Below are 13,787 nucleotides of genomic sequence, written 5' to 3'. Positions count from 1 at the left end.
TGCCCTAAGCGTGTTCTCTGTTCGGGTTTGCCCATGGTGGCGTCGCAAGATCAGGATCCCAACGAGCGCGAACCCGCTTGCGCCCGGACCGCCGAATCTGAAGCGCACCCTTCGCGAGACTGATTCGGGCGCCCTGAAGGACTCTCTGCCGCACGCTTGGCTCAAGTGCGGTCGTCGTTCCGTCGTGACTCAACTTGGTGCCGTTCTTTGAGCCGAGATCCTCGACGAAGAGATCGCCGTTGACGTTGGATACCGCGAGGTGATCGCGGCTCACGAGGGCGAATTGAGCCGCTTCCAGCACGTCCCGTACGCAATATCGGTCCTCACCTCTCGCGCGCCCGACGACAATCGTTCGCCCTTCGGCAACGGCGAAGCGATCAATCTCCTCGGTGCCGAGGAAGACGACGACCCCTCGGGTGTGGCCGATGGCTCCGACACGATTGACCGGCTCGCCGCAGTCAGGACACCGCACGACACCGTCGCGGTAGTAAGGGTCTTTGTCGATCACGGGCAGCCCGCCCCAGACGCACCCAGGGTTGACGCAAGCCCACTCGCTATCCAGCACCTGTCGGGCCTCGGGCGAGGCTAGGCCTCTCGGTTTGAGCCCACCAGCCTCGACACGCATGGACATTTCAGACTCGTCGATCGGCGCCATCACCAGTTGCTCGAAGCTGACCTTTCCGTCCGTGTAGACCGGGCTGAAAAATCTGTCGGATCCCTGAAGCCACGGGTGATCACGCCGCAGGTCGCGGTAGAGGTCCCTGGTGATGACGACCGCGTGGGGGTGCTGCTCGGCCAACTCGATGATATCGGGGTCGGCGAACGGTACCGAACGGGCGATCTTGCGCTTCTTCCAGTCGCTCAATGCTCGCTTGCCCACTTCGTCGAGGCAGTGCCACAGACTGTTATCGGCGACCCCGTAGAAGGTGGCGTTGTTGTCGCGCTGTGCGCGCCAGGCGCGAACGATCTTCTCGACTAAACCCCAGTCGTTGAGATTCTGGTCGCGGACGACGGGCGAAAGGTCGATGATCACCGTCGGCGATCGCATGACTTCCTCGCTCTCTCACGTCCTCGCCCGAGGCCGGGGCACGGCCATTATGCCCAACGCGAGGAAGTTAAGCATTCCCGCAGGTCGTCGGCCCGGTTCCGGGATGAGAGTGATGGCGTCGTCGACAAGGGACGAGGTCGGTTGTTCGCTGTGCGGGTGGATGGTGGCTGCGGTGGTGAACGACAGTCGGTCGGTGTCGAGGCCTTCGCTGGTGGTGGCCTACAGCATGGGTTGGTCGTCCAGTCTCGACGACCTGGATGCCACCGAGCGGCACGACGCCGAGCTGCGGGCCTGGTTACTGGTGTACGTGGCCGCAACCCCAATCCACGCCCGACCAGTCGACACCTCGACGCCCATGTTCGGACTCTCGGTGACCTGCACGAAGCACATTGCGTCGGGGTGCGCGTCACCACGTCTCCGGGTCATCGTGCGACCATCACGCCCAGCGCCCATCCGACTTCGCAGACGGAAGAGCAGCTACGCGGGTGGCGGCGCGGTCGATCCCCGGACCCGCAGTGACGGGCTGATGACGATCCGGTGGGTGGGGCGCTCGGGGTCGACGAGCCGGTCGGCGACGAGACGCACCGCGGCCCGTCCGATCGAGCGTCGCGGCGGTCGGACCGCGGTCAGCGGCGGGCTGAAGAGCCCGGCGACCTCGTCGTCGTACGCCACGATGGAGAGATCGCCGGGAACGGAGAGATGCCGCTCCTCGCAGTGCTGCACCAGCGCGATGGCCTCGGCGTCGGCGTGCACCAGCAGCGCCGTCGTCCCGGTCGCCCGGCACCGGTCGAGGACGTCGTTGAGTACGGTGTCCCGCTCCGGTGACCGCGCGTCGGGCACCACGGCCACGACCGTCGCGTCCGAGTCGAGGCCGCACTCGGTCGTGGCGTCGAGCCAGCCGCGTCGTACGTGCTGGCTGGTGGGGCTGTTGGCGTCGAGCACCAGGCCGACCTTGCGGTGTCCGAGCGAGGTGAGGTGGCGTACCGCCATGGCCGCACCGAGCGCGTGGTCGGTGACCACCGACTCCATGACCGCGTGGTGGCTGCCCACCGTCGCGGTGCGTTCCAGCAGGACGACCGGGACGCCGACCTGGTCGAGCCATTCGATGGTGCGCTCGGCGCTCGGTGTGTCCATGCTCGGCGCGATGATGAGCGCGTCGACGCCCATCCGCTCCACGAGGCGGGCCAGTTGCGGCTGGTCGTCCTCGGTGTCGTAGGAGGAGCCGCGCAGAACCACGCGCATGTCGAGCTCGCGGGCCGCTCCCTCGACGCCGCGAGCCACGTCCGGCCAGTAGTAGTCCAATGAGGGCACGAGCATGCCGAGGGCCCGCCCGACCAGCGGGTCCAGGCCGGCGACAGGTGCCTCGTCTGCTGCCGGCGCGTCGTCCGGCAGGATCAGGGCAACCCCACCGTGGACGCGGCGAACCAACCCCTCGGCGGCCAGCTCCGCGATGTCGCGCCGGATGGTGACCGGCGCGGCGCCCAGCACGTGGGACAGGTCAGAGACGCGCATCGAGCCGTCCCGTTGCAGGGCCGCCAATAGTTGCTGGCGGCGGGCGACCTGAAGCGGCCCTCGGGAGCCCTCCGCCGTGGCGACGACAGGACTGTCCTTGGTCATGGGGGACCTCCGGGGAACGCTTCGTGCGGCGAGAGCTCTTGCAGGGTACGGACGAGTTCGCCGGCCGGGTCGAGCGCGGTGACGTCGATCGCGAGCCGGGTCGGCTGATCTCCCCATCCGTCGCCGAGCCGTGCCTGCCGGCGGCGAGCGGCTATGAACGATTGTGATCGTATCAGAGCGGTTGGAGCATCAAGGCGGCGTTGTGCGCGCTCTTGATCGGCTGTGTCCACATCGGTTTGAGAACGGCATTGACTTGCTCTGTTGTGAGCGTTTTACTTCGGAAACCCGACGGATGTCTGTACGTCACATTCATGGGCACCGCCCCGCTCGCCACCTTCCACGGAGACGGCTCGATGCGACAGGACCTCGGATGACGTTCGGGCCGGCTGGCCGGCTGGCACCGGTTGCCTCCGCCGCGACCTGGCACCGGGATGACTGGTTGGCCCTCGCCGACCGGATGCTCGCCGCCACCCGGCCGTTCGCGTCGCCCGGCCACGCCCTCGTCACCTTTCCCGGGCCGGAGGGCGGCTACGGGCGTGCCGTCGACGGCCTGGAGGGGTTCGCTCGCACCTTCCTGCTGGCCGGCTTCCGCATCGCGGGTGCCCAGGGAGTGGGCGTGGACGAGCTCGTGGACCGGTACGCGAGCGGCATCGCCGCCGGCACCGACCCGCGGTCTCCGGAGCGTTGGGTGCGCCTGGACGAGCACCCCCAGGCGAAGGTGGAGGCCGCCTCCATCGCACTGGTTCTGGACCTGACCCGCCCGTGGATCTGGGACCGGTTGCCGTCCGCGGTGCGAGAGCGGGTAGTGGACTATCTGCGCCCGGCGGTCGGCGACGACACGTACCCAAGGATCAACTGGGTCTGGTTCCGGCTGGTCGTACAGACGTTCCTGCGGTCGGTGGGCGGGCCGCACTCGCTCGACGAGATGGCCGAGGACCTGGCCACACACGACGGTTTCGCCCGCGGGGACGGCTGGATGGCCGACGGGCCGCACCGCGCCTACGACCACTACGTGGGCTGGGCCCTGCACCTGTACCCGACGCTGTGGGCCCGGATGGCCGGCGCTGCGGACCTGGCCGAGCAGCGCCGCGAACGGGACCTGGCCGGCCTCGACCGCTTCCTGAGCGACGCTGTAGCGCTCGTGGGCGCCGACGGATCACCGTTGATCCAGGGACGAAGCCTGACCTACCGCTTCGCCGCGGCGGCGCCGTTCTGGGTCGGCGCCATCGCCGGCGTGCCCTCGGTCAGCCTCGGCCAGCTGCGCCGCGCGGCCACCAGCATCGTGCGGCACTTCGTCGCCAACGACGCCTTTGACGAACGCGGCCTGCTCACCCTCGGCTGGCACGGGCCGTGGCCGCGTCTGGCGCAGTCGTACTCCGGACCGGGCTCGCCGTACTGGGCCAGCAAGGGACTGCTCGGCATCGCGCTACCCGCCGACCATCCGGTGTGGACGACTCCCGAGGAGCCGCTGCCGGTGCAGGAGCGGGACACGCTGCGGGCGATACGCGCACCCGGCTGGCTGGTCTCCGGCACCCGTGCCGACGGCATCGTCCGCGTCGTCAACCACGGCACCGACAACGCCGTCGAGGGTGCCACCGTCTCAGACTCCCCGCTCTATGCCCGACTGGGCTACTCCACCGCCACCACCCCGGTCCTCGACGACAGCGGCTGGGCCAGTCCGCTCGACCAGTCCGTCACTCTCGTCGACGACGCGGGCCGGGTCACCCACCGCGCCGGCCTGTACCTGCTGACCGTCCACGCCGACACCGACGGCGTGGGTGTGGCCGGATCACGTGCCCTCGTCCACTGGGTTGACCCGGATCCGGGTCAGCGCGATCACGGCGGCGGTCGCCGGGGCCGGTCCCGACCGGCCGGGCACCTCACGGTGTTCTCGCTGGTCCGCGGCCCCTGGGAGCTGCGTCTGACCCGCGTCGACGGCCTCGCCGACGGCGTCGAGGCGGCTGCGCTGCGGCTACGGATCGGCGGCTGGGCCGTTCCCGGGGACGCGACGGCGACCTTCGGCGACCGGGTGGCGGTCGTGACCGGGGCCGGCCGGACCAGCAGGCTCGAGAGCGTTCACGGCGGCGGAACGGCAGGCGCCACCGCCGTTGCGCACGGCGGGCCGCTGGCCGGCGGGCTGGTCGTGCCCTGGCTGGACCACCCCGTTCGGCCGGGCGCCTGGGTCACCGCCGTCATCGAGCTGTCCGCAGTGCCGGCAGCCCCGGCCGGGCGGGCATGCCAGGTCGCGGCCGACGAGGACGCCGAAGGCCTCCACCTGGCAGTCGACTGGCCCGACGGGATCAGCACGTCGACCCGTCTGGACACGGAGCAGGCCGGGCCCACCCGGGTGGCCTGGTAGCAGTGCGGGCCCGTCTGGGCCCCTGACCTAAGGAGAAAGGGATGAAGCGTGCGATACCGGCCGTCATCAGCGCCGCGACGGCCCTGACGCTTGTTCTCGCTGGTTGCGGCGGCGGAGACGAGCCAGTCGACCCCAACGCCCCGGTGACGATCACTCTGGCCGGCTGGAGCCTGTCGTCCACGCCCGAGTTCAAGACGCTCGCCGACGGCTTCAAGGCGACCCACCCGAACGTGACGGTGGAGCTCAAGGAGTACGCCCCAGGCAACGACTACGACACCCAGATGATCACGGACCTGGCCGCCGGCACCGCCCCGGACGTGTACGTGATGAAGAACCTCAAGAACTTCTACACGTACCAGAGCGGTGGCCAGCTGCTCGACGTCTCCGACACCACCTCCGGTCTCGGCTCGGGCCCGGCGCTGGCGCCGTACCAGGTGGACGGCAAGGCGTACGCCGTGCCTTACCGGCAGGACTCGTGGGTGTTGTTCTACAACAAGGACCTGTTCGCGAAGGCGAAGGTGACGCCGCCGGACGGCAGCTGGACCTGGGACGACTACACCGACGCGGCGAAGCGACTGCACACCGGGCTCAAGGGGGCCGGCTCGAACGCGACCGGCGCGTACCAGCACACCTTCCAGTCGACAGTGCAGGGATTCGCGCTCGCCCAGACCCCCAACGCGGACCTGCTCTCCGGGGACTTCGGCTACCTGAAGCCGTACTACGAGCGGTCACTGGACCTGCAGGCGGCCGGCGCGCAGCCGACCTTCGGCACCGCGAAGACCAACAAGCTCACCTACCAGGCCCAGTTCGGCAAGCAGCAGTCGGCGATGCTGTTGATGGGCACCTGGTACGTGGCCACGCTGCTCAACCAGCGCAAGAGCGGTGACGCCGACACGTTCCAGTGGGGGATCGCACCGGCGCCGCAGTTCGACAAGTCCACCACCGGCACCTCCGCCACGCCGGTCACCTTCGGCGACCCAACCGGCTTGGGGATCAACCCGAAGATCAGCAAGTCCAAGACCGCCGCGGCCAAGGCCTTCCTCAAGTACGCGGCCGGCCCGGATGCCGGCAAGGCGCTGGCCGGGATCGGCATCACCCCGGCCCAGGTCAGCGACGCGGTCACCGCGAGCCTGTTCGGGCTGGACGGCGTACCGCAGGACGACCTGTCGAAGTTCGCCTACGCCAAGCACACCATCAAGCCGGAGAACCCGGTGTCGAAGCACACCGCCGGCCTGCAAAACCTGCTCAACGAGACGCATTCGGCGATCCTCTCCGACAGCAAGGGCGTCGACGCGGAGCTGAGCAAGGCGCAGGCCCGCGCCAAGAACGAAGTTCTCAACCAGTGAGCTGGTGGCGGGACCGGCGCGCCTGAGCCGCACGCCGGTCCCGCCACCATGCCGAACGCTTCCGGAGACTCCCTATGGCAACATTGCCGCGCACGAGACCCAGGAACCGGCGGCTGGTGTCGCGCAACACGGTCGCCGGCTGGTCGTTCATCCTCCCCAACTTCGTCGGCTTCGCCGTGCTCACCCTCCTACCCGTCGTCGTGCTGTTCTACGTGGCGTTCACCAACTGGAACGTCTTCGGGGTGGCCGACTGGACCGGCACCGCCAACTTCCGGCGGATGTGGGACGACGCGAGCTTCTGGACCGCACTGCGCAACACCGTCTACTACGCCGTCTTCCACATCCCGCTGACCCTCGCGGCAGCACTCGGGCTGGCGCTGCTGCTCAACCGCAAACTGCGCGGCGTACGGTTCTTCCGTACCGTCGCCTTCTTCCCCTACATCACCTCGATCGTGGCGATCGCGGTCGTCTGGAACCAGCTGTTCAGCCCCGAGTACGGCCCGATCAACGCTCTCCTCGGCGCCGTCGGCGTGGACAATCCGCCGGGCTGGACCGCGTCGGCGACCTGGTCGATGCCGGCGGTCATCATCGTCGGCACCTGGCGGTACATGGGCTACTACATGCTGCTGTTCCTGGCCGGCCTGCAGACCATCCCGGCCCAGCTCTACGAGGCGGCCGAGACCGACGGCGCCGCACCGTGGCAGCGGTTCGTGCACGTGACCCTCCCCGGCCTGCGGCACACCACCTTCTTCGTCACCGTGCTGCTCACCATCGAAAGTTTCAAGGTCTTCGACCTCATCCTCGTGATGACCGGCGGCGGGCCGGGCCAGTCGACACTGGTGCTCTCGCAGTACATCTACCAGAAGGGCTTCGAGGAGAACCAGTTCGGCTACGCCTCGGCGGTCTCCATCGTCCTGTTCGCCATCTGCTTCGGCATCACGGTCATCCAGTTCATGGTCAACAAGCGGAGGAACAGCTGATGACCGCGACCGACCTCTCCACGCCCGTCCCGGCCATCGCCGTGCCCGGCAACCACGGAACCTCTGCCCGACGTGTCAGGTCTCGGGCCGGCCGGCTCGTCGGGTACGCCGCTCTCGTGCTCGCGGCAGCCGGGCTGCTGCTGCCGTTCTTCTGGATGGTGGTGGCGTCGTTGAAGACCAACAACGACGTCTTCACCATCCCGATCACCTGGCTCCCCGACCCCGTGGTGTGGCGAAACTACCTCGACATCTGGCAGCGCTCGGACATGACGACGTGGTTGGGGAACACCCTGCTGCTGTCGGTGATCGTCACCTTCCTGCAGGTGTTCACCGGCAGCTTCGCGGCCTACGGCTTCGCCCGCGTCCGCTTTCCCGGCCGCAACGCGCTCTTCCTGGCGTACGTCGGGACGATCGCGGTGCCCTGGCAGTCGTACATGATCCCGCAGTTCATCCTCATGTCGAAGTTGCAGTTGTCGAACACGCTGTGGTCGATCGTCGCGATACAGGCGTTCGGCGCGATCGGCGTGTTCCTGATGAAGCAGTTCTACGAGACGATCCCCGAGGAGCTCAGCGAAGCAGCGCGGGTCGACGGGCTCAGCGAGTACGGCATCTACCGACGGATCATGCTGCCGCTGTCCCGGCCAGCGCTTGCCAGCCTGGCCCTGCTGATGTTCACGACCACCTGGAACGACTACCTCGGCCCACTGATCTACCTGCGCAGTCCGGAACTGCGCACCATCCAGTTGGGGCTGAACACCTTCATCTCCCAGTACAACGCCGAGTACGCGCTGATCATGACGGGCTCGGTGCTGTCTGTGCTGCCGGTCGCGGTCATCTTCCTGCTCGGCCAGCGCTACTTCATCGAGGGCGTCGCCTCGACCGGACTGAAGGGTTGAGGCCATGCGTTCGCGCCACGACACCATCACGGCTGTCTTCGACGGGTTCTACGTCGCGCTCGTCAGCAACCTGCTGCTGGTGCTCGGTTGCCTGCCACTGGTGACGCTCGCGTTCACCACCGACGCGGCGCGCTCCTGGCCGCTGTACGCGCTGACCGCCCCGCTCTGCGCGCCAGGGCTCTGTGCGGTCTTCGCGGTCATGTCCGCCTACTCCGCCGGCGACACCGGCGGCGTGTTGCGCACCTACTGCCGTGCCTGGCGGGCCACCGCCCGGCCGGCGACGCTCTGGACGGCGGCAGCCATGGCGGTCCTGGTCGTGCTCGCCGTCGACGTCCGCGCCGCGTGGGGCCACCGGGTCGGGGCACTCGCCCTGCCGGTGCTGGCGACCCTGATCGTTCTCACCGTCGCGACCACGCTGCTCGGGTTGGTGACCCTCGCCGATCGACCCACCGCGCGGTTGCGTGAGGTGGCCCGCGCCTGCGTGTTTCTGGCGGTGCGCCGCTGGTACCTCACCGCCGTGTCTCTGCTCGTGCTCGCGCTGCTCGCCCAGATCCTCGCGGCCCGCCCCGCGATCACGCTCGGCCTCGCTGCCGCGCCGCTGCTCTACGTCGTCTGGGCCAACAGCCGCTTCACCCTGCGAGCCGCCCTCGACCCACCGACGACCGCACCCCAGCTCACCTGACCACCACGTTCCGGCCACCGAGCCGGGACCCCGATGACACACCGGCCCGGCACCGGACCGGACCCACGAGGGAGAACAGCATCCATGACGGCGACCGACGTCCGTCCCAGCTCCGACGCAGAGGCCACGGCGGCCGCGGTGGCCGCCGCGATACGCACCGTCGACGCGAACATCGCCACCTTCGGCGACCGGTACCCCGCGGATACCACCGACGCCAACCGCTACCCGCTCCGGCCACCGAGCGCCGGCCAACCCGAGGGCGCCAACGTCGGCTGGACCACCAGCTTCTGGCCCGGCCAGCTCTGGCTGGCCCACGACCTGACCGGCGACGACCGCCACCTGCGGGCCGCACAGTCCCACGTGGACAGCTTCGCGGCCCGGATGGCCCGCGGCATCGACCTGGACACGCATGACCTCGGGTTCCTCTACACCCTCTCCTGCGTCACGCCGGCCCGTCGTACCGGTGACAGGCAGGCCCGAGACGCGGCCCTCGCCGCCGCCGACCACCTGATGACGCGCGTCCTCGAACCCGCCGGAATCATCCAGGCCTGGGGCGATCTGAACGACCCACGCCAACGCGGTCGCACGATCATCGACAGCCTCATGAACACGCCGCTGCTCTTCTGGGCCAGCCAGACCACCGGCGACGACCGCTACGCGGCCGCGGCACGCCGGCACACCGCGCAACTGCGCCAGCACATCCTGCGCCCGGACGGCACCACCTTCCACACGTTCTACTGGGACCCGGACAGCGGTGTGCCACTGCGCGGCGAAACCGAACAGGGCCACGCGGACCACTCCTGCTGGGCCCGCGGGCAGGCATGGGGCATCTACGGGTTCAGCCTCAACCACCGGCACATCGGTGACCCCGCGCTGCTTGCCGCCGCGAGGACCTGCGCCGACCGTTTCCTCGCTGACCTGCCAACCGACCACGTCGCGTACTGGGACCTGGAGTTCGGCGACGGCAGCGGCGAGGAGCGGGACAGCTCGGCCGCGGCCATCGCCGTCTGTGGCCTGCGCGAACTCGCGGACAACCTCACCGACCCGGCCAGTGCCGACAGGTACCGGACAGCCGCCGCCGAGATCCTGCGCTCGCTCATCGACCACTACTCCACCGGCGGCCATCCGGGCTCGAACGCGCTGATCCTGCACGGCGTCTACGACAAACCCAAGAGCGTCGGCGTCGACGAGGGAACCCTGTGGGGCGACTACTTCTACCTGGAAGCCCTCACCCGCGCCACGATCCCCGGCTGGACCAGCCCCTGGTAAACACCGCGACCGACCCGCACCGCCCCGCATCCCGAAAGGTGACCATGGACTACCGCTACCACTGCACCATTCCCGCCGCCGACGGCCGGAACACGCTGCCCGTCAATCCCTGCCGGCTGCTGGACTTCACCTTGCTGCGGCTCTCGGCCGGCGAGTCCTGGACCGGCGAGTCCGGTGACCGGGAGATCCTGGCCGTCATCCTCGGCGGCACGGCCAACTTCACCGTTGCCGGCCACCATTTTCCGCAGGTCGGCAGTCGTCCGGACGTGTTCTCCGGCAAACCGTACTCCGTCTACCTCCCGGCCGGCTCCTCGATCAGCGTCGAGGCCGTCACCGACGTGGAGATCGCGCTGCCCAGCGCTCCCAGCGAGCTGGCGACCGACCCCTATGTCATCCTGCCGGAGCAGGTCGCGACCGGCCGCTGGGGAGCCGCCAACTTCGGCCGTACCTACCACCAGATCCTCACCGAGATCGCCCAACCGGCCCTGCCCGCCCGCCGGCTCATCGTCGGGGAGACCTACACGCCCTCGGGCAACTGGAGCACCTACCCGCCACACCGGCACCGGGTCGACGACCTGCCCGCGGAGGCCGCACACGAGGAGATGTACTACTACCGCGTCAACCCGACGGACGGCTTCGGTATCAGCCGGGTCTACACCGACGACGGGTACGAGGAGAACGTCACCATCCGCGACCATGTGATGCAGATGATGCCCGAGGGCTACCACACCGTGGTCAGCGCGCCCGGCTACACCACCTACTTCCTGTGGTTCCTGGCCGGCGCACAACGCACCCAGGGCGCCCGCGAAGACGCCGCCCTCGCCTGGGTGGGTCAGACCGTGCCAACCCTGCGCAGCCTGGGCCTGTAGCGACGGTCCTGGACACCTTTCGCCTCGGCGGCCGCGTCGCGGTGGTCACCAGCGACATCCGTGGGATGGACCAGACTATCGCGACCAGGCCGGCGCTAGCCGATCCATCTCGGCACAGGCAGTGTCGGCGCTGCGGCGCTCGTTTGCGCCACCCACTCGCTACACCGAGATGGCCGGACTTCTACCGGTCAGACGATTTCGGGGTGCCGTGGTGGGCGTATGAAACGCCGAACGGCGGCCCGCTGAATCAGTCGGGCCGCCGTTCGCAGAGTGTCGATCAGAGCGGGCGGATGTTCTCCGCCTGCGGGCCCTTCTGGCCCTGGGTGATGTCGAACTCCACCTTCTGATTCTCGTCGAGGCTGCGGAAGCCGCTCGCCGAGATCGCGGAGAAGTGGGCGAAGACGTCGGCGCCGCCGTCGTCCGGGCTGATGAAGCCGAAGCCCTTGTCGGCGTTGAACCACTTCACGGTACCTGTAGTCATGTCTGCTCCTCGCAGGCTGTTAGAGACCGCACTGTGCGGACCCCTACGCCGCCGCGTTGATCACCCGCGTCGAAACGACACGAAAAACGAAAAGCGCCTGGATGGGTTTCAGATACCCCATCAGGCGCTGGAAGACGTCTACGGAAATCAAAACTGCAACTCGGTTACCGTAGCACATGATCCGTTGCCGACTCCACGGAGCTCAGTGGACCTGGTCGCTTGTCTGCTCCATCGATGCCGCCCTGGCTATCGCCGTGAAGCGAACGTCGACCAGGCCGTCGCTGCCGGCTGGGGATTCGCCGCGCTCGACGGGCTCGACACCGGGGTGCGCGGTGGGCCGGATCCGGAGACATCACCCGGGAGAACGTCGGAATCGAGATTCCTGTGGAGCACATTCCGCCCTCGCGACCTCCCTGGCACCGCCGTCCCCGCTCGTGCTGCTGATACCGCTGATCATCGGGCTGATCGTCGTGGATGCGGCCCGACACGCCGATCTGCGTCGGCAGCTACGGGGGAGCTGACCCCGTACGTGGCGGGTCGGGCGGCGGGTCCGGGCGACGCCGGGTGTGGTGTCCGCGGTGCGGGCGAGTTCGAACAGGCAGGCCCGCACTGCCTCGTCGGGCTGTCGGAGACGCCGGCGAGCAGCGCGACTTCCTCACGGCGTAGCCCGGCCACCCGCCGCTTGCCGCCGTAGTCGGGCAGTCCGGCCCGCTCAGAGGTGACCTTGGGCCCGCCTGGTGGTCAGGACGGCACGGATCTCGGTTCTGTCCACGTCCTCGGCGCTACGTCGGCCCGAACCGCACTGGGAGGTCCTGTCAGTACCTGGATCAGCAGGCACTTCTCTGCCGACAACCCTCTCAACTGACCGCCGACCACTAACCCGGTTGCCCGTCGGGGCGGGACTGCCTAGCTTGCTCGTCATGGTGAACGAGGGTCGTAGCGCAGACGGGTACGCCGGATGAGCGGCCGTCTTCGCGAGATTGCCCGGCAGACGGTCGCAATCGCCGATTCGGGTCGCTATCGCAATAGCGCGGGTCACGAGGTCGGCATTGGCGAGCTGGTACGGGCTGCAGTCGCGAGCACTCGTCTCCACCTGCCGGACGAGGTGCCCGCGCTGGGTAACGCGGAGCCCGGTGGAGGCAGGGTGGAGGTGACGTACGAGTCGACGTTGCAGGCGGCCCGTCGGCTGGCGCCCGGAACGGCCTGTCTGGTGTTCGCCTCGGCGAAGAACCCGGGCGGTGGGTTCTTGGGCGGGGCGAAGGCGCAGGAGGAGAGCATCGCCCGTTCCTCGGCGCTGTACCCGTGTCTCCTTGCCGCCCCGGAGTTCTATGCGTTCCACCGCGCACAGCGGGACCTGCGGTACAGCGACCGAGTCATCTTCTCCCCGTACGTGCCGGTGTTCCGGGACGACAAGGGTGATCTGCTCGACCAGCCGTACACCACGTCGTTCCTGACCGCTGCGGCGCCGAACCTGGGCGAGATCCTCCGCAACCAGCCCGAACATGTCGCGGACGTGCCGGCGGTGCTGGCCCAGCGTGCTCGCCGGGTGCTGGAGGTCGCGGCAGCGCACGGCCATCGGACGTTGGTGTTGGGCGCGTGGGGATGCGGCGTGTTCCGCAATGATCCCGCTACGGTCGCCAACGCCTTCGCCTACGCGCTGCGGGAGGTCGATCGCTTCGACCACGTGGTGTTCGCCATCCACGACAACCTGCCGGGAACACCGGTGTACCGCACGTTCGTAGAACGCTTTCCGGATTCCGCTGCGGATTCGGCGGTGCCGAGCGAGCGTGGGTGAGCGGCGCGATGTCGCCGGATGACGACGCTCGGCAACAGGGGTGTGGTGACCGCAGCCGGCGGTGACATCCGGGATCTGTGGGGAGCGGGTGGGCGGCGGTACGCGGGCAATGGGGGGATGAATCTAGAGGTACGCCTGATGCGGTTGACCGGGACGCGCGCCAACGGCGCCGTGGCGACGGGTGCGGCGGCTACAGGCGCGCGGGCTGCGGTGTCGTTGCGCTGGGCGGGGACGGTGCCGGCAGGCATGGCCCCCAGGTGTTCGAGCTGGCCCACGGGGCCGGGCGCCAGATGAACCGTGCGGGCTTGGGCAGGCCGGGGGCGGTTGCGTAATCGTCGTCGGAACGAGTGATGAACCCTGATTTGCCTTCGCTGGGCTGTCCGCGTAACTTTCTCTCTGCACGGGGGAGGCCGGACAAACGGGCTGAGAACGGGCGCCAGGCTCG

General features: G+C 68.8%; 12 protein-coding genes. 9 read left to right on the top strand and 3 right to left on the bottom strand.

Annotated features, from left to right (window positions below):
- Positions 1–4: 4 nt before the first annotated feature.
- Complete coding sequence (locus IF46_RS0131175) at positions 5–1,048, bottom strand: FHA domain-containing protein (RefSeq protein WP_084598114.1); 1,044 nt, start codon at positions 1,046–1,048, stop codon at positions 5–7.
- A gap of 477 nt (positions 1,049–1,525) precedes the next feature.
- Positions 1,526–2,665 carry a substrate-binding domain-containing protein gene (locus tag IF46_RS0131165; RefSeq protein ID WP_030491988.1) on the bottom strand — a complete coding sequence of 380 codons (1,140 nt, stop codon included), beginning with the start codon at positions 2,663–2,665 and terminating at the stop codon, positions 1,526–1,528.
- 23 nt (positions 2,666–2,688) lie between these two features.
- Here IF46_RS0131165 and IF46_RS34630 point away from each other — a divergent pair, with 23 nt between their 5' ends.
- The 8 genes from IF46_RS34630 (at position 2,689) to iolB (ending at position 11,066) form a co-directional block, all read left to right on the top strand.
- Complete coding sequence (locus IF46_RS34630) at positions 2,689–2,832, top strand: hypothetical protein (protein WP_157563707.1); 144 nt, start codon at positions 2,689–2,691, stop codon at positions 2,830–2,832.
- A gap of 203 nt (positions 2,833–3,035) precedes the next feature.
- Positions 3,036–5,024 carry a DUF2264 domain-containing protein gene (locus IF46_RS0131155; RefSeq protein ID WP_030491987.1) on the top strand — a complete coding sequence of 663 codons (1,989 nt, stop codon included), beginning with the start codon at positions 3,036–3,038 and terminating at the stop codon, positions 5,022–5,024.
- A gap of 41 nt (positions 5,025–5,065) precedes the next feature.
- Positions 5,066–6,370, top strand: coding sequence for an ABC transporter substrate-binding protein (locus tag IF46_RS0131150; RefSeq protein WP_030491986.1), 1,305 nt, complete (start codon positions 5,066–5,068; stop codon positions 6,368–6,370).
- Positions 6,371–6,486: 116 nt separating this feature from the next.
- Entirely contained in the window at positions 6,487–7,350 is an 864-nt protein-coding gene (locus IF46_RS0131145; RefSeq protein WP_232234227.1) for a carbohydrate ABC transporter permease, read from the top strand.
- Positions 7,350–8,246, top strand: a complete 897-nt coding sequence (locus tag IF46_RS0131140; RefSeq protein WP_030491984.1) for a carbohydrate ABC transporter permease — start codon at positions 7,350–7,352, stop codon at positions 8,244–8,246. Before IF46_RS0131145 ends, IF46_RS0131140 begins: the two co-directional genes overlap by 1 nt.
- 4 nt (positions 8,247–8,250) lie before the next feature.
- A complete protein-coding gene (locus IF46_RS0131135; protein WP_051724288.1) occupies positions 8,251–8,928 on the top strand; it encodes a hypothetical protein in 678 nt (225 codons plus the stop codon).
- An 84-nt stretch (positions 8,929–9,012) separates the two neighbouring features.
- A complete protein-coding gene (locus tag IF46_RS0131130; RefSeq protein ID WP_030491982.1) occupies positions 9,013–10,197 on the top strand; it encodes a glycoside hydrolase family 88 protein in 1,185 nt (394 codons plus the stop codon).
- Positions 10,198–10,241: 44 nt separating this feature from the next.
- Complete coding sequence (gene iolB / locus IF46_RS0131125) at positions 10,242–11,066, top strand: 5-deoxy-glucuronate isomerase (protein ID WP_036393836.1); 825 nt, start codon at positions 10,242–10,244, stop codon at positions 11,064–11,066.
- A 277-nt stretch (positions 11,067–11,343) separates the two neighbouring features.
- Here iolB and cspE read toward each other — a convergent pair whose 3' ends face one another.
- The gene (gene cspE, locus IF46_RS0131120; RefSeq protein WP_013283833.1) at positions 11,344–11,547 is read right to left on the bottom strand and encodes a cold-shock protein; all 204 of its coding nucleotides are present in this window, start codon (positions 11,545–11,547) and stop codon (positions 11,344–11,346) included.
- A 958-nt stretch (positions 11,548–12,505) separates the two neighbouring features.
- On the opposite strand from cspE, the gene IF46_RS0131110 reads away from it, so the two are divergent.
- Positions 12,506–13,342, top strand: coding sequence for a TIGR02452 family protein (locus tag IF46_RS0131110; protein WP_030491980.1), 837 nt, complete (start codon positions 12,506–12,508; stop codon positions 13,340–13,342).
- Positions 13,343–13,787 lie beyond the last annotated feature (445 nt).

The organism is Micromonospora chokoriensis (assembly GCF_000718555.1).
In the GTDB taxonomy this organism is placed as follows: domain Bacteria; phylum Actinomycetota; class Actinomycetes; order Mycobacteriales; family Micromonosporaceae; genus Micromonospora; species Micromonospora chokoriensis_B.
Note: the sequence above shows the minus strand (reverse complement) of the source record. Positions and strands in the feature narration are given on the sequence as shown.

Coding starts and splice junctions, on each gene's coding strand:
- IF46_RS0131175 (WP_084598114.1), bottom strand. CDS start 1,048: ATGCGATCGCCGACGGTGATCATCGACCTTTCGCCCGTCGTCCGCGAC.
- IF46_RS0131165 (WP_030491988.1), bottom strand. CDS start 2,665: ATGACCAAGGACAGTCCTGTCGTCGCCACGGCGGAGGGCTCCCGAGGG.
- IF46_RS0131155 (WP_030491987.1), top strand. CDS start 3,036: ATGACGTTCGGGCCGGCTGGCCGGCTGGCACCGGTTGCCTCCGCCGCG.
- IF46_RS0131150 (WP_030491986.1), top strand. CDS start 5,066: ATGAAGCGTGCGATACCGGCCGTCATCAGCGCCGCGACGGCCCTGACG.
- IF46_RS0131140 (WP_030491984.1), top strand. CDS start 7,350: ATGACCGCGACCGACCTCTCCACGCCCGTCCCGGCCATCGCCGTGCCC.
- IF46_RS0131135 (WP_051724288.1), top strand. CDS start 8,251: ATGCGTTCGCGCCACGACACCATCACGGCTGTCTTCGACGGGTTCTAC.
- IF46_RS0131130 (WP_030491982.1), top strand. CDS start 9,013: ATGACGGCGACCGACGTCCGTCCCAGCTCCGACGCAGAGGCCACGGCG.
- iolB (WP_036393836.1), top strand. CDS start 10,242: ATGGACTACCGCTACCACTGCACCATTCCCGCCGCCGACGGCCGGAAC.
- cspE (WP_013283833.1), bottom strand. CDS start 11,547: ATGACTACAGGTACCGTGAAGTGGTTCAACGCCGACAAGGGCTTCGGC.
- IF46_RS0131110 (WP_030491980.1), top strand. CDS start 12,506: ATGAGCGGCCGTCTTCGCGAGATTGCCCGGCAGACGGTCGCAATCGCC.